The organism is Amycolatopsis sp. NPDC051102 (assembly GCF_040682815.1).
In the GTDB taxonomy this organism is placed as follows: domain Bacteria; phylum Actinomycetota; class Actinomycetes; order Mycobacteriales; family Pseudonocardiaceae; genus Amycolatopsis.
Window position 1 is genome coordinate 1 of the sequence record NZ_JBFBBT010000042.1, and the last position, 14,257, is coordinate 14,257.

At 70.2% G+C, this 14,257-nt stretch carries 15 protein-coding genes; 3 read left to right on the forward strand and 12 right to left on the reverse strand.

Features of this window, described 5'->3' with window-relative positions:
- Positions 1 to 525 precede the first annotated feature (525 nt).
- The 6 genes from AB0M93_RS47940 to AB0M93_RS47965 all read right to left on the reverse strand — a co-directional run bounded on the left by AB0M93_RS47940 (position 526) and on the right by AB0M93_RS47965 (position 5,941).
- Positions 526 to 1,737: an Ig-like domain-containing protein gene (locus tag AB0M93_RS47940; protein ID WP_364287999.1), complete on the reverse strand. Its 1,212-nt coding sequence runs from the start codon at positions 1,735 to 1,737 to the stop codon at positions 526 to 528.
- A gap of 104 nt (positions 1,738 to 1,841) precedes the next feature.
- The gene (locus tag AB0M93_RS47945) at positions 1,842 to 2,711 is read right to left on the reverse strand and encodes a patatin-like phospholipase family protein (protein ID WP_364288002.1); all 870 of its coding nucleotides are present in this window, start codon (positions 2,709 to 2,711) and stop codon (positions 1,842 to 1,844) included.
- A gap of 25 nt (positions 2,712 to 2,736) precedes the next feature.
- The gene (locus AB0M93_RS47950; RefSeq protein ID WP_364288005.1) at positions 2,737 to 3,378 is read right to left on the reverse strand and encodes a DedA family protein; all 642 of its coding nucleotides are present in this window, start codon (positions 3,376 to 3,378) and stop codon (positions 2,737 to 2,739) included.
- Between the two features lie 44 nt (positions 3,379 to 3,422).
- Positions 3,423 to 4,424 (reverse strand): lipoyl synthase, encoded by a 1,002-nt coding sequence (gene lipA, locus AB0M93_RS47955; RefSeq protein WP_364288008.1) that lies wholly within the window; start codon positions 4,422 to 4,424, stop codon positions 3,423 to 3,425.
- A 25-nt stretch (positions 4,425 to 4,449) separates the two neighbouring features.
- Entirely contained in the window at positions 4,450 to 5,400 is a 951-nt protein-coding gene (locus AB0M93_RS47960) for an oxidoreductase (RefSeq protein ID WP_364288011.1), read from the reverse strand.
- Between the two features lie 19 nt (positions 5,401 to 5,419).
- Positions 5,420 to 5,941: a hypothetical protein gene (locus tag AB0M93_RS47965; RefSeq protein WP_364288014.1), complete on the reverse strand. Its 522-nt coding sequence runs from the start codon at positions 5,939 to 5,941 to the stop codon at positions 5,420 to 5,422.
- A 131-nt stretch (positions 5,942 to 6,072) separates the two neighbouring features.
- On the opposite strand from AB0M93_RS47965, the gene AB0M93_RS47970 reads away from it, so the two are divergent.
- Together AB0M93_RS47970 and AB0M93_RS47975 are read left to right on the forward strand one after the other, a co-directional pair.
- Entirely contained in the window at positions 6,073 to 6,684 is a 612-nt protein-coding gene (locus AB0M93_RS47970) for a TetR/AcrR family transcriptional regulator (RefSeq protein ID WP_364288017.1), read from the forward strand.
- 4 nt (positions 6,685 to 6,688) lie between these two features.
- A complete protein-coding gene (locus AB0M93_RS47975) occupies positions 6,689 to 7,624 on the forward strand; it encodes an LLM class F420-dependent oxidoreductase (RefSeq protein WP_364288020.1) in 936 nt (311 codons plus the stop codon).
- Positions 7,625 to 7,718: 94 nt separating this feature from the next.
- On the opposite strand, the gene lipB is transcribed toward AB0M93_RS47975, so the two are convergent.
- From lipB to lpdA, 5 genes are all read right to left on the reverse strand, one after another.
- The gene (gene lipB, locus AB0M93_RS47980; RefSeq protein WP_364288023.1) at positions 7,719 to 8,459 is read right to left on the reverse strand and encodes a lipoyl(octanoyl) transferase LipB; all 741 of its coding nucleotides are present in this window, start codon (positions 8,457 to 8,459) and stop codon (positions 7,719 to 7,721) included.
- Positions 8,456 to 9,079, reverse strand: coding sequence for a phosphatase PAP2 family protein (locus tag AB0M93_RS47985; protein WP_364288026.1), 624 nt, complete (start codon positions 9,077 to 9,079; stop codon positions 8,456 to 8,458). The genes lipB and AB0M93_RS47985 overlap by 4 nt, the downstream gene beginning before the upstream one ends.
- Entirely contained in the window at positions 9,076 to 9,951 is an 876-nt protein-coding gene (locus AB0M93_RS47990; protein WP_364288029.1) for a TIGR01777 family oxidoreductase, read from the reverse strand. Before AB0M93_RS47990 ends, AB0M93_RS47985 begins: the two co-directional genes overlap by 4 nt.
- 98 nt (positions 9,952 to 10,049) lie before the next feature.
- Positions 10,050 to 11,846, reverse strand: coding sequence for a 2-oxoglutarate dehydrogenase, E2 component, dihydrolipoamide succinyltransferase (sucB, locus tag AB0M93_RS47995; RefSeq protein ID WP_364288032.1), 1,797 nt, complete (start codon positions 11,844 to 11,846; stop codon positions 10,050 to 10,052).
- A gap of 55 nt (positions 11,847 to 11,901) precedes the next feature.
- Positions 11,902 to 13,275, reverse strand: a complete 1,374-nt coding sequence (lpdA, locus tag AB0M93_RS48000; RefSeq protein ID WP_308677296.1) for a dihydrolipoyl dehydrogenase — start codon at positions 13,273 to 13,275, stop codon at positions 11,902 to 11,904.
- 183 nt (positions 13,276 to 13,458) lie between these two features.
- On the opposite strand from lpdA, the gene AB0M93_RS48005 reads away from it, so the two are divergent.
- Positions 13,459 to 13,803, forward strand: coding sequence for an oxidoreductase (locus tag AB0M93_RS48005; RefSeq protein ID WP_364288035.1), 345 nt, complete (start codon positions 13,459 to 13,461; stop codon positions 13,801 to 13,803).
- Here the strand turns inward: AB0M93_RS48005 and AB0M93_RS48010 are convergent.
- Positions 13,800 to 14,252 (reverse strand): GNAT family N-acetyltransferase, encoded by a 453-nt coding sequence (locus tag AB0M93_RS48010; protein ID WP_364288038.1) that lies wholly within the window; start codon positions 14,250 to 14,252, stop codon positions 13,800 to 13,802. The two genes, AB0M93_RS48005 and AB0M93_RS48010, sit on opposite strands and share 4 nt — an antisense overlap.
- Positions 14,253 to 14,257 lie beyond the last annotated feature (5 nt).

Genomic DNA, 14,257 nt, shown 5'->3' on the forward strand with positions numbered 1-14,257 from the left:
CCGCCGAACTCAACATAAGGAAAGGCCCCGGTCGAGAACCCGAAAAGGTTCTCCCGGGGCCTTTCCGCATTCCCCCCCCGCCCACCCGACCCTCCCGGCACACGAACCGACCCCCCCAGGCAAGCGAGCCGACCCTGCGGGTACGTCACCGGCCGGCATCGTGATGCCCCTCCAATCACGAGTGATGGCCCGCCAATCACGAGTGATGCCCCCTCAATCACGCATGATGCCTCCCGGATCACGCGTGATGCCTCTCGGCGCACACGAGCGGCTTGTTCAGAACCGCAACTCGCGTGATCAGAACCGGAACTGGCGTGATTGAGGACGGAACTCGCGTGATTGCGCGGGCATCACACGTGACTGCAGAGACATCACCCGTGATTGCAGGGTCATCACCCGTGACTGGAGGGTCATCTCGCGTGCCCGGAGGGGCGGGTGGCGTGCCTGGAGGTCGGGTCGTGCTGAGGGCAAGAAGAAGGGGGTCAGGAGCGGAGCTCCTGACCCCCGGCAAGCGGGACGGGACGGTTACTTGATGGCGGAGCCGGCTTGCCAGTCGGCCCAGGACTTGGACCAGTCGCCGTACAGGTCCCAGACCGGCAGCTGCGGGCCGCCCGAGTTCGTGACCTCGACGACGTCGCCCAGGCCCATGTTCTGGAAGAACCACTGGGCGTTCGCGTCGTTCAGGTTGATGCAGCCGTGCGACACGTTGGAACTGCCCTGCTGGCCCACGCTGTTCGGGTTCTCGTGGACGAACTCGCCGTCGTTGGAGATTCGCTCCGACCACTTCTCGTTGGACCGGTACGCCTTCGGATCCGGCGGGCAGACGCCGTACGTGCAGGAATCCATTGTGTAGTTCGCCTGCTTGTCCGAAATCACGTGCGCGCCCAGGTGGGTCGGCGTCGCGTCCTTGCCCATCGAAATCGGCATGGACTTCACCATGGCGCCGTTGTGGAAGATCTGCATCTGCTCGGTGTTCCCGTCCGCCTTCGCGATCCAGGAATCGTGCACCTTGTACGTCTCCGAGCGGTCCTCCGCACCGAACACGCCGCCGCCGAAGTCGACGCCGTAGATCTTCGCCGTCACCTTCAGCGTCGTGCCGGCCTTCCAGTACTCCTTCGGCCGGTAGTGGACGTTCGAGTCGTCGATCCAGTACCAGCTGCCCTCCTGCTTCGGCGACGACTCCACCGTCAGGGCCTTCTCGACCGCCGCCTTGTTCTTGACGGCGACCTTGCCGAAGCTGAACACGATCGGCTGGCCGACGCCGACGCCCGTGCTCGCCACCGCGGACGGTGCCGGGATCAGGTTGGCGTTCGCCTGCTTCTTCGGCGCCAGCGTCGTGATCTGGTTGTCCTGCTCGACCGGCTTCCCGTTGGCCCCCTGGGCGTGCGCCACGATCTTGTACGTCGCGCCGTAGCCGAGCGGCTCGGTGGAGGTCCAGCTCGACCCGTCGTCCGCCAGCTTGCCGGCGACCGTCTTCCCCTTGGCCGCGTTGGTCACCGTGACGTCGAGGAGCTTCCCGTTGGCCGCCTTGACGACGATCGGCGTCGCCGGGTTCACCGACGTGCCGCCCGCGGGCTCGAACGTCACCGCGACCGGTGTGTCGGACGGGCCGGCCGAGCCCGACGCGGGTGTGCCGCCTCCGGGGGTGCCGCCGTCGTCACCGGACGAACAGGCGGAAAGCAACAGTGCCCCGGCGAGGATTCCGGCCACCGAAAGTAAAATCTTCTTGGGGAGCATATTGTCTCTTTTTTGGGAATCGGGATCGGCGGGCATTCGTCATCAAAACTACGCGATAGCGATGACGTTCTTGCCGGCGGATCGGTGCATCGGCGTGACGCGGATCACGTGATGACGAGCCCTGGAGCGCCGTACAGCCCCGGTCCGCTCACCGAGACTTCACGGAGGTACTCACCGGCCGCCGTGTACGCCTCTTCCGCCAGTGTTTCCGTGTGCCCGAAATCCAGCGGGTTCACACGTACCGGCGCCGGGCCCGGCAGGTACAGCACCGGCACCTGCGCCGCCGCCAGCGGCGCCTCCAGCACCGCCTGGTTCCGCATGCTGATCATCGCGGTGAACATCATCACCTCGGCGAACGTCCGCGGCGCGTCCGGCAGCTTCCCCGGGAACGCGCAGTCGAGCACCACCAGCGACTTCGCCCCCATGGCGAGGGCTTGCCGCATCGGCACGTTCGCGACGAGGCCGCCGTCGTACAGCAGCCGCCCGTCGTGCTCCACCGGCGGGAAGATCCCGGGGATCGCGCAGCTCGCCAGCAGCGGCTCGAGCAGGCGCCCGGAGCGGATCAGCAGCGGCTCGGCCGTGTCGACCTGCGTGGTGACGACGCCGAGCGGCAGCGCCAAGTCCTCGAAGCGCGTCGAAGCGCCGAGGTGGTCGCCGATGATCCCGGCCAGGCCCGTGTTGGGGAACAGGTGCGTCCGGCTCTGCGTCAGCGTCCGGACGCGGCTGAACACGCCGCCCGGGAACGCCTCGGCGCGCGTCATGTGCGCCCAGATGTCGTGCAGCCGCGGGAGTGCGTCCTCGCCGGAGCGGGCCAGGACGGCGGCGTTGAGCGAGCCGACCGATGTCCCGGTCACGACGTCCGGCGTGAGCCCGGCTTCGGTCAAGGCGCGCAGCATGCCGACCTGCATGGCGCCGAGGCTGCCGCCCCCGCCGAGGACGAAGCCGACCGGCCGGGGGAGATCCACGAGACTCATACCGCCGAATGTAGTAAGCCCGCGGTCAGGGCACGCGTTCGCGTTCGGGTTCCGCGAGCGCCTTGCGCTTCTTCAAGCGCAGCAGGAAGAACACCGCGACCGCGGCGAGCCCGCCGACGACGATCAGGCCGCCCGTGTTCACCGCGCCTTCGATGCGCTTGGCCGCCTCGCCCAGCGCCGCCCCGATGCCGATGTGGACCAGCGACCAGCAGAACGCGCCCGCCGCGGCGGCCGGCAGGAACCTGCGGAACGACAGCCCGGACGTCCCGGCCGCCGCCGGCGTCAGGGTCCGGATCACCGGCAGGAACCGGGCGAAGAAGACCGCCCAGGCGCCCCGGCGTTCGAGGACCGCGGTGGCCTTGTCCCAGCCTTCGAGGCCGTACCGGCGGATCAGCTTGGTGTCACGCAGCCGCGGCCCGAACCGGCGGCCGATGCCGTAGCCGAGCGCGTCGCCCGCCGTCGCGCAGAGGGTGACGACGAGCCAGAGCACCAGGAACCGGGGGAGCGTGTTCGCCGTGGTCGCGGCGATGAGCAGCCCGGACTCGCCGGGGGCCAGGAAACCCAGCCCGATCGTGCACTCGGCGAACACCAGGCCGCCGGTCGCGGCGACGAGCCCCGGTTCCGGGAGTCCTTGCAACCAGCTGAGGAGGTCCGAAACCAGGGCCATGCCGCCACTTTACCGATCCTTTAAGGATGGTGAGGTGACGTGGGTCACCGGGCCAGCAGCGACGTCGCTTCCTGGGCGGCGGGCCCTTCGGCCGCCAGGTGCTGCAGGTTTTCGGGCAGGACCTCGCCGCGGTGGGCCTTGGTCTGGGCGTAGAGCCGTCCGGCGCGGTACGACGACCGCACCAACGGCCCCGCCATCACACCCGCGAACCCCATCGCCTCAGCCGCCTTGGAATGCTCCACGAACTCCTCCGGCTTCACCCACCTATCCACCGGATGATGCCGCGGCGAAGGACGCAGATACTGCGTGATCGTCAAGATCTCGCACCCCGCATCCACCAGATCCTGCATCGCCGGAGCCACCTCATCCGGAGTCTCCCCCATCCCCAGGATCAGGTTCGACTTCGTCACCAACCCCGCCTCACGCGCCGCCGTGATGACCTCCAACGACCGCGCATACCGAAACCCCGGACGAATCCGCTTGAAAATCCGCGGCACCGTCTCCACGTTGTGCGCCAACACCTCAGGCCGCGACCCGAACACCTCAGCCAACTGCTCAGGATCCGCATTGAAATCCGGAATCAACAACTCCACACCCGTACCCGGGTTCAACGCGTGAATCTGACGCACAGTCTCCGCGTACAACCACGCGCCGCCATCGGGAAGGTCATCACGAGCCACACCGGTAACCGTCGAATACCGCAACCCCATGGCCTGCACCGACTCCGCAACCTTCCGCGGCTCAGTACGGTCCAGCTCGGCAGGCTTACCCGTGTCGATCTGACAGAAATCACACCGACGCGTGCACTGATCCCCACCGATCAAGAACGTCGCCTCCCGGTCCTCCCAGCACTCATAAATGTTGGGACAACCAGCCTCTTCACAAACCGTATGCAGACCCTCGCGACGCACCAAACCCTTGAGCTCGGTGAACTCCGGACCCATCCGCACCCGCGTCTTGATCCACGACGGCTTCTTCTCGATCGGCGTCTCACTGTTGCGAACCTCGAGACGCAACAGCTTCCGGCCTTCAGGCGCAGCACTCACGGCTTCAACCGTACGCCCGTCCGGGCTACGCGGGATCGGGGGTGACGCCGGTCAGCTTCGCGGTGACGTCCCACAACGCGGCCCCCAGCGACTCGCTGCGCGCGGCGGGCAGCGGGCGCACCTTGACCGGGTTGCCGCGTGCGCCGCCGAGGCCGCCCGGGGCGATGTAGTCGCCGCCTTCGACGCCGTCCGCCGTGGCCGCGTACAGCTGCGGCAGCGCGCCCTGGCGGACGTTCTGGGCGAAGAGCATTTCGCCGATCCGGTGGCCGCCGGCGATGACCGAGCGGATGACCGGGTTGCGGTACGAGCGCGCCATGCCGCTGCCGAGGCCGGTCGCGGTGTAGCCGGGGTGGGCGGCGACGCTGAGGACGTCGTCGCCGGCCGCGCGCAGCCGCCGGTCGAGTTCCATCGCGAACACCTGGTTGGCGAGCTTCGACTGCCCGTACGCCGTTGCCGGGTTGTAGCGGCGGTGCTCGCTGTTGGGGTCTTCGAGGTGGATCCGGGCGCCAACGGCGGCGAGGCTCGACAGCGTGACGACGCGGGCGTGCCGTCCGCCGCGCAGGGCGGGCAGCAGCAGCCAGGTCAGCGCCGCGTGGCCGAGGTGGTTGGTGCCGAACTGCAGCTCGAAGCCGTCGGCGGTGCGGCCGCGGGCGGTCGCCATCACGCCGGCGTTGTTGACCAGCATGTCGAGGGCGTCACCGGTGCGGTCCCGCACCGACGCGGCGGCCGCGCGCACCGAGGCGAGCTCGCTCAGGTCCAGTGGGATGAGCTCGGGTTCGGCGCCGGCGGCCACCGCGCGGATCCGGTCCAGTGCCTTCGCGCCGCGTTCGGCGGATCGGCAGGCGAGGAACACGCGGGCCCCCTTGCCCGCGAGCACCTCGGCGGTGCGCAGCCCCAGCCCGGAGTTCGCCCCGGTGACCAGGATGGTCCGGCCGCTCTGATCGGTGATGTCGGCCTCGGTCCAGCGCTGTGTCATGGGTGACACTTAACTCCGTTCACGCACTCGGCGCGAGCAGTCGCCGCAGGTGTCCGATAACCGGACGGCGACGCACGGATTCCTCACGGCCTGCGCGCAGCAGCGCCTCGAGCGCGTGCCCCACCTTGACGATCTCGCCGGCCGGCTCGCGCGGGTCGGCCAGGCCGGCCGTGACGGCGAGCATCCGCAGCTCGCCCTCGTGCATCCGGCGCAGCGACGCGTGCCGCTCGTAGGCGCCGTCGAGGACCGCGCGCAGGTCGGTGTGCTCGTCGACGGCGGCGCGCCAAGCGCGGGTGACAGCGTCGACGTGGTCGCCGAGGCCGTCGGCGTCGTCCGGGTCGATGACCTCGGAGCGGAGGCGGCCGCTCAGCGTCCGCGTCCACTGGTACTGCAGGGCGGTGAGGAGGTTTTCCTCGGTGCCGAAGTGCTCTTCGGCACCCGGCACCTCCTCGAGCGCCAGCGGCGCGCCCGGGTTCCGGGCGGCCAGGCGGACGGCGGCTTCGAGGATTTCCTGACGTCGGTAGAAGTCGGTCCAGCTCATCGTGTGGCTCCCCTTCCGTGGCCCGGGTCATACCGCGGGTCTGCGGCATACTCCCGGTACGGACCTGACGCGCCGAACATACCATGAGTATGGAGAGCCGTTCCCGGCGTAAAGTTGTGAAGGTGGCGACAATGAGGTCCAGACGACTCGACTATTCCGAGTCGACGCGGTCCGCGCTGGTCGACAGCGCGGTCGAACTGTTCACCAAACGGGGCTACGCGGGAACCTCGCTCGACGAGGTCGCCAAACGCGCCCGGGTGACCAAGGGCGCGCTGTACCACCACTTCAGCGGCAAGCAGGCGCTGTTCGAGGCCGCCTTCGACCAGGTCGAAAGCCTCGTCTACGACCGGCTGGACAAGATCATGACCGGCGAGGGCACGCCGTGGGAACGCGCGCTCGGCGGGCTCAACGCGTTCATCCGCGCCTGCCTCGACCCCGCCTACCAGCGGATCGCCATCCACGAGGCGCCGGTCGTGATGGGCTGGGAACGCTGGCGCGAGGCGGAGGAGCGGTGCAGCTTCGGGCTCGTGCGGTCCGGCCTGCAGTCGCTGATCGACGCGGGCGAGGTCGAGCCGGTACCGGTCGAGGTCACCGCGCGGCTGCTGTTCGGCGCGCTGTCGAGCGCGGCGACCGAAATCGCCAGTTCGCCCGATCCGAAGAAGGTCGGCGCCGAGATCGAGGACGTGATCGTCCGCATGCTGGTCCGGCTGAGGCGCACGGAGCCCGACGTCTCTATAGGCTGACCTCGTGGACTTGAGGATCTTCACCGAGCCCCAGCAAGGGGCCAGCTACGACGACCTGCTGCGCGTCGCCAAGGCGACCGAAGCCGCCGGGTACGACGCCTTCTTCCGCAGCGACCACTACCTGAAGATGGGCTCGGCCGACGGCCTGCCCGGCCCGACCGACGCGTGGATCACCCTCGCCGGCCTGGCCAGGGAGACCAGCCGGATCCGGCTCGGCACGCTCGTCACCGCGGCGACGTTCCGGCACCCGGGCCCGCTCGCCATCTCCGTGGCGCAGGTCGACCAGATGTCCGGGGGCCGCGTCGAATTCGGCTTCGGCGCCGGCTGGTACGACGCCGAGCACGCGGCGTACGGTCTGACGCTGCCGCCGCTGAAGGAGCGCTTCGACCGCTACGCCGAGCAGCTCGAGATCATCACCGGCCTGTGGAAGACGCCGATGGGCTCGACGTACTCGTTCGACGGCCAGTACTACAAGCTTTCGGAGTCGCCGGGCCTGCCGAAGCCGGCGCAGTCCCCGGCCCCGCCGGTGATCATCGGCGGCGGTGGCAAGAAGCGCACCCCGGCCCTGGCCGCGCGGTTCGCCGACGAGTTCAACCTGCCGTTCGTCGACGCCGAGACGGCGGCGGCCCAGTTCGCCCGCGTCGAGGCGGCGGCGGAAGAGATCGGCCGCGACCCGAAGGAGATCCTGCGGTCGGTGGCCCTGGTCGTCGGCGTGGGCCGCTCCGACGAGGAGGTCGCCCGGCGTGCCTCGGTGATCGGGCGGGACGTGGACGAGCTGCGGGCCAACGGCTTGGCCGGGACGCCCGCGGAGGTCGTCGACCGGATCGGGCAGTGGCGGGAGCAGACCGGGATCACCCGGGTTTACCTGCAGCTGCTGGATCTTTCGGACCTGGACCAGCTCGATCTGATCGCGGCCGAGGTCGCGCCGCAGCTGGACTGAGCAGCCCCCGTTTTCCACGCTAGCGGACCGGTCCGACAGTTCGGACCGCGAAAGCCGGGCCGGCCTCCTGTTGTCCACGGGAGGCCGGCCGCTTTCAGTTCTGCAGCGCGAAGGTGACGCCGGGGGCTTCCGGGGCGGCCGGGCGCGGGAGCCAGCGGTCCTCACTCACCGGGAGTTCGCCCTCGAGGGCCGCCAGCACCGCGTCGCGGGCCAGCGGGAGGACCGCTTCCACCGTGACATCTCGCTGGAGCTCGTACGACAGGGACGTCACGCCCGCGTCGCGGATGCCGCAGGGGACGATCGAATCGAACGCCGCCAGGTCGGCGTTGCAGTTCAGCTCGAAGCCGTGCATGGTCACGCCTCGCTGGACCCTGATGCCGATCGCCGCGATCTTGCGCTCGATGCCGCGGTCGTCCGCCGGGATCCAGACGCCGCTGCGGCCCTCCACGCGGCCGCTCGCCACGCCCAGCTGGTCGCACACGTGGATCAGCGCCTCCTCCAGGCGCCGCACGTAGTGCACGACGTCGATCGGGTCGCCCAGCTTGACGATCGGGTAGCCGACCAGCTGGCCCGGGCCGTGCCAGGTGATCTTGCCGCCGCGGTCGACGTCGATCACCGGCGTGCCGTCCGTGGGCCGGTCGGCCGGCTCGGTGCGCTTGCCCGCGGTGTACACCGACGGGTGCTGCAGCAGGAGCATCGTGTCCGGTGCGGTGCCGTCCGCCCGGGCCGTGAGGACGCTCCGCTGGAGCTCCCAGGCTTCGGTGTAATCGATCGTGCCGAGCTCGTGGACGTCGACAGGCTCGGTGCTGGCACGGCAGGTACGGGAAGAACTCACCCGTCGAGGCTACGCCCGTCACCCGGGGGAAGCAGCCGCAAGGCGCACGCTGAGAGCAGCCCGACACCGGCGACCGCCAGCACTGCGCCGATCGTGTCGGTGACCCAGTGCACGCCGAGCACGACGCGGCAAACGGCCGACAGCACCACCGCGACCGCGACGGCCACCGCGACGCGCTTGACCAGCCGCGGCCACAGCCACGCGCACAGCAGGAGCAGCACGAACCCGGTGCTCGCCACCGACACGACGTGCCCGCTCGGGTAACTCAGCTCCGGGTATTCCCGCGGGCGTTCCCGCAGGAAGACCGGCTTGAACACCAGGCTGGTCAGCCGGCACAGCAGCAGCACGACGGCCAGCCGCACGCACAGGCCGAAGTGCTCGCGGCGGCGCAGCGCCAGCGCCAGCAGCGCCACGCCGAGAACGTAGGGGAGCACCGGACCGAGGACGTCACTGCCGGCCTGCGCGACCCGCCCGACCGGCTCCGCGTACACGCCGTGAAGCGCGTCCGAGACCGCGACGTCGAGCGCCAGCGGCTGCCTCGCGACGGTCAGCCCGAGCAGGACGAACGCGGCCGAGAGCACCACGCCCACGACGAGCCAGCGTTGCAGCCGGACGCTCATGCCGCGGCGAGCGCGCTGTCCAGCGTGCGGTGCCGGAAGTCGTACCCGGACCGCTCCAGCACCGCGGGGACCGCCCGCTGCCCGAACAACGCCATCTCCTCCCCGGCCTGGCCGAGTACCGCCTTGAGCGCGATCCCGGGCACCCACCACGGCGCCGGCCGGTGCAGCGCGCGGCCGACCGCGCGGGTGAACTCGGCGTTGGTCACCGGGGCCGGGCCGCTCAGGTTCACCGGGCCGGCGACGTCGTCGTGCGTCAGGACGTGGACGATCGCGCCGACCTCGTCCTCGAGGGAGATCCACGGCATGTACTGGCTGCCGTCGCCGAGGCGGCCGCCCAGGCACAGGGCGAACAGCGGGCGCAGCGTGCCGTACAGGCCGCCCTTCGCCGACAGGACCAGCCCGGTCCGGATCTTCACGACCCGCGCGTCCCCCGCTGCCGCCGTCGCGGCTTCCCACGCTTCGCACAGTTCGGCCAGGAACCCCCGGCCGGGCGGCGCGGTTTCGTCCACAGTGGACTCGTGCGTGTGGCCGTAGTACCCGACGGCGGAGGCGTTGACGAGCACGCCGATGCCGTGTTCGGCGACGGCTTCGGCGAGCACCTCGGTCGGCTCGACCCGGCTGTCGGTGAGCTGCTGCTTGCGCATCGCGCTCCACCGGCCGGGGAACAGCCGCTTGCCGCCCAGGTTCACGACGGCGTCGACACCTTCGAACGCGCCGCTCGCGATGGTGCCCGACGGCGGATCCCAGCGGAATTCGCCGCCTTCGCGCGCTTCCCGCCGGACCAGCCGGCGGACCTCGTGGCCTTCACGCCGCAGGCGTTCGCCCAGCGCCGATCCGATCAAGCCGCTCGCTCCGGCGATGAGTACTCGCATGGTTCGATCGTTGCGCATCCGCTGCGTGCTCGCACGTCCGGCCCGGATACGGCGAAGGCCGCCACGGGAATCCCGTGGCGGCCTTCGTCGGGGGTGACTCAGAGACCGAGTTCGCTCTCGAAGTTGCCCTCTTCCAGCCGCTGCTTGATCGTCGTCAGGAAGCGGCCCGCGTCGGCCCCGTCCACCAGGCGGTGGTCGTAGGTCAGCGGGAGGTACGCCATCGAGCGGACCGCGATCGTGTCGTTGCCGTCGGCGTCCGCGATCACCACCGGGCGCTTGACGACCGCGCCCGTGCCGAGGATGCCCGACTGCGGCTGCACGATGATCGGCGTGTCGAACAGCGCACCGACGCTGCCGATGTTCGTGATGGAGAACGTGCCGCCCGACAGCTCGTCCGGCTTGATCTGACCCGCCCGCGCGCGGCCCGCCAGGTCGGCGATCCGGTGCGCGAGACCGGCCAGGCTCAGCTCGCCCGCGTCGTGGATCACGACCGAGAGCAGCCCGCGCTCGGTGTCCACCGCGATGCCCAGGTGCACGGCGCCGTGGTAGGTGATCTCCTTCGTGTCCTCGTTGTAGGACGCGTTGACGTTCGGGTGCTGTTTGAGCGCCTCGACCGTGGCCTTCGCGAAGAACGGCAGGAACGTCAGGTTGACGCCCTCGCGCTCCTTGAAGCCCGCCTTCGCCCGCTGGCGCAGCTTGGCGATCTTCGTGACGTCGACCTCCTGGACCTGCGTGAGCTGCGCGGCGATCTGCAGCGACTCGCGGGTCTTGGTGGCCGTGATCTGGCGGATCCGGCTGGCCTTCTGCACGGTGCCGCGCAGCGCGGCGAGCTCCGGCGACACCGCGGCCGCGGGACGCGCGGCGGGCGCCGACGGAGCAGCGGCAGCGGCCGGAGCGGCAGCAGCCGGCGCCGGTGCGGCGGCGGCCTTCTGCTTCTCCTCGGCCGCGGCCAGGACGTCCTGCTTGCGGATCCGGCCGCCGACACCGCTGCCGGTCAGTGACGAGAGGTCGATGCCGTGCTCCGACGCCAGCTTGCGGACCAGCGGCGTAACGTACGGGCCGTCCGCCGAACCGTCCTTCGCCGCGGCGGCCGGGGCCGCCTCCGCCGCCTTGGCCGCGGGGGCGGCCTGCGGCTCGGGCTTCGGTTCCGGCTTGGGCTCGGGCTTGGCCTCCTGGACCGGCTCGGGCTTCGGCTCGGGCTTCGGCTCGGGCTTGGGTTCCGGCTTCGGCTCCGGCTTGGGTTCCGGCTTGGACTCCGCCTTCGGCGCCGCGTTCGCGTCGCCGATCACGGCCAGGACGCCGCCGACCTCGACGGTCTCGTCCTCGCCCGCGCGGATCTCCAGCACCGTGCCGGCCACCGGCGACGGCACCTCGGTGTCGACCTTGTCGGTGGAGATCTCGAGCAGCGGCTCGTCGACCTCGACCGAGTCGCCGACCGCCTTCAGCCAGCGCGTGACGGTGCCCTCAGTGACGCTTTCGCCCAGCTCGGGCAGCTTCACCTCGGTGCCTTCGCCACCCGCGGCCGGCGCGGTGTCCGGCTTGCTCGGCGCGCTGTCCTCGGCCTGCGGCGCGGGCTCTTCCTGCTGCGGCTCGGGTTCCGGCGCGGACTCCTGCTGCTCCTCCTGCGCCGGGGCGGAGGACTCCGGCACGCCGCCGCTGCCGTCGTCGATGACGGCGAGCTCGCCGCCGACCTCGACGGTCTCGTCCTCCTGGGCGCTGATCTTCACGACCGTGCCCGCCACCGGGGAGGGCACCTCGGTGTCGACCTTGTCGGTCGAGATCTCGAGCAACGGCTCGTCGACCTCGACGGTGTCGCCCTCCTGCTTAAGCCACCGGGTGACGGTGCCTTCGGTGACGCTCTCCCCGAGCTCCGGCAATGTGACGGAGTAGGCCATCGTTCGCTGACTCCTCTTCCAAGTTCTGCGTGGTCTGGATTCTGCTGGTGGGACGTCAGCTGTGCACGTGCAGCGGCTTCCCCGCGAGGGCGAGGAACGCTTCACCGAGGGCCTCGGTCTGGGTCGGGTGGGCGTGGATGAGGGGCGCGACGTCCTCGGGGAAGGCCTCCCAGCTGTAGATCAGCTGCGCTTCGCCGATCAGCTCGCCGACGCGGTCGCCGACCATGTGGACGCCGACGACCGGGCCGTCCGGCGCCTTGACCAGCTTGACGCCGCCGGAGGTCTTGAGGATCTGGCTCTTGCCGTTGCCGCCCAGGTCGTAGGTGAACGTCGTGACGTCCGAGCCGTACTTGTCCTTGGCCTGCGACTCGGTCAGCCCGACCGACGCGACCTCCGGGTGCGAGTAGGTGACCCGCGGGATGCCGCTCTCGTCGATCACGCGCGGGTTCTGCCCGGCGATCTCCTCGGCGACGAAGATGCCCTGCTGGAAGCCGCGGTGGGCGAGCTGCAGGCCGGGGACGATGTCGCCGACGGCGTAGACGTTCGGCAGGTTGGTGCGCAGCCGCTCGTCGGTGATGACGAAGCCGCGCTCGATCTTGACGCCGGCCTCCTCGTAGCCGTGGCCGGCCGAGTTCGGCCCGCGGCCGACGGCGACCAGCAGCAGGTCGGCCTCGATGGTCTCGCCGGACTCCAGCGAGACGCTCACGCCGTTGTCGTCCTGCTTCGCGCCGGTGAACTTCACGCCGGTCTTGAAGGCGATCTTGCGGCGGCGGAAGGCGCGCTCGAGCTGCTTGGACGCGAACTCGTCCTCGTTCGGGACCAGCCGCGGCAGGGCCTCGACGATGGTGACGTCGACGCCGAAGGAGGCCCACACGCTGGCGAACTCGACGCCGATGACGCCGCCGCCGAGCACCACGACCTTCTTGGGGACGTAGTCGAGGGACAGGGCCTGCTCGCTGGCGATGATGCGGCCGCCCAGCTCCAGGCCGGGCAGCGTGCGCGAGTACGAGCCGGTGGCGAGGATGACGTTCTTGCCGGTGTAGCGGGTGCCGTCCACCTCGACGGTGGTGCCGCCGACGAACGTGCCGCTGCCCTCGACGAGGTTCACCTTGTGCGCCTTGGCCAGGCCCTGCAGGCCCTTGTACAGGCGGGCGACGATGCCGTCCTTGTACTTGTTGACCCCGGCGATGTCGATGCCCTCGAAGACGGCCTTGACGCCGACCGCTTCGGCTTCCCGGGTCTCGTCGGCGACCTCGGCGGCGTGGAGCAGGGCCTTGGTCGGGATGCAGCCCCGGTGGAGGCACGTCCCGCCCAGCTTGTCCTTCTCGATCAGCGTGACGGAAAGGCCCAGCTCGGCCGCGCGGAACGCCGCGGCGTAGCCGCCCGATCCGCCTCCCAGGATCACGAGGTCGGCGGAGGTGTCGGTCACTTCATTAACTCCTCGGCAAGCAGTGGGGTGATGCTCTGTCGTCGCGCCCGCGCCCGGTATAACCGCGCGCGCGACACCGCCATCTTGTCACTACGCCGGACGGGGCTGCGAGCTAGCCGGGTGTGCGACGCCGACCACACGCGGACTCCGGGATAATGAGTGGTGCAAGTCTCGGGAGGAGAGGTGGTCGAGGTGGGGCTCTTCGACTCGCTGCGCAGGCGGGCCAAGGGTGGGCAACGGGCCGGTACGCTGCGGAAAGCCAATACCGAGGATACCCGCCACCTCGACGAGTGGGCAGCCACCCGAAGGGGTGTCGAGGCCTTCGTGGAACCCAAGACGAACGTCACGGAGACCACTGTGGTGTTGATCGCCCACGACGGGGAGTGGACCCGGCGGCGGATCGGCAGCCTGGAGGCCGCGCAGCAGTTCGGCCACCGGCGGTCCATCCCGGTGTACGAGGTCGCCCGGGTGGGGTATCCGAAGCGGATGCGCGAGTACACCGAGCGGAAGAAGCGCGGCCAGGTCTAAAGCTCGATCCGGCCGACGACCTCGCCGTTGAAGGTCTGGCCGGTCGGGCGGAAGCCCAGCTTGAGGTAGAAGTCCTCCGGACCGCCCTCGGCGGGGATCCACAGCACCGTCGCCGCCTTGTGGCCGCGTCTTCGGGCTTCTTCGAGGACCGTCTCGACCGCGAACCGGCCGTAGCCGCGACCCTGGACGCCGGCGCCGACGTTCAGGCGCCAGACCCCGCAGCGGAAGAAGTCGAGCTCGGCGTCCGGGTTGAAGCCGCCCATCACGAACGCGGCGGGTTCGCCGTCGGCGAGGATCAGGCGTGGCCAGGCGATTTCCGGCTGCGTGTACGCCTCGGCGAGCGAGACGGCGACGGGCGCGACGAAGTCCTTCTGGTGCGGTTCGACGGCCAGCTGGCACGCGGCGGCGACGTTCTCCGGGGTGATCTTCTCCGCGGTGAGGATGGTCACCGGGT

Coding starts and splice junctions, on each gene's coding strand:
- AB0M93_RS47940 (WP_364287999.1), bottom strand. CDS start 1,737: ATGCTCCCCAAGAAGATTTTACTTTCGGTGGCCGGAATCCTCGCCGGG.
- AB0M93_RS47945 (WP_364288002.1), bottom strand. CDS start 2,711: ATGAGTCTCGTGGATCTCCCCCGGCCGGTCGGCTTCGTCCTCGGCGGG.
- AB0M93_RS47950 (WP_364288005.1), bottom strand. CDS start 3,378: ATGGCCCTGGTTTCGGACCTCCTCAGCTGGTTGCAAGGACTCCCGGAA.
- AB0M93_RS47960 (WP_364288011.1), bottom strand. CDS start 5,400: ATGACACAGCGCTGGACCGAGGCCGACATCACCGATCAGAGCGGCCGG.
- AB0M93_RS47965 (WP_364288014.1), bottom strand. CDS start 5,941: ATGAGCTGGACCGACTTCTACCGACGTCAGGAAATCCTCGAAGCCGCC.
- AB0M93_RS47970 (WP_364288017.1), top strand. CDS start 6,073: ATGAGGTCCAGACGACTCGACTATTCCGAGTCGACGCGGTCCGCGCTG.
- AB0M93_RS47985 (WP_364288026.1), bottom strand. CDS start 9,079: ATGAGCGTCCGGCTGCAACGCTGGCTCGTCGTGGGCGTGGTGCTCTCG.
- AB0M93_RS47990 (WP_364288029.1), bottom strand. CDS start 9,951: ATGCGAGTACTCATCGCCGGAGCGAGCGGCTTGATCGGATCGGCGCTG.
- sucB (WP_364288032.1), bottom strand. CDS start 11,846: ATGGCCTACTCCGTCACATTGCCGGAGCTCGGGGAGAGCGTCACCGAA.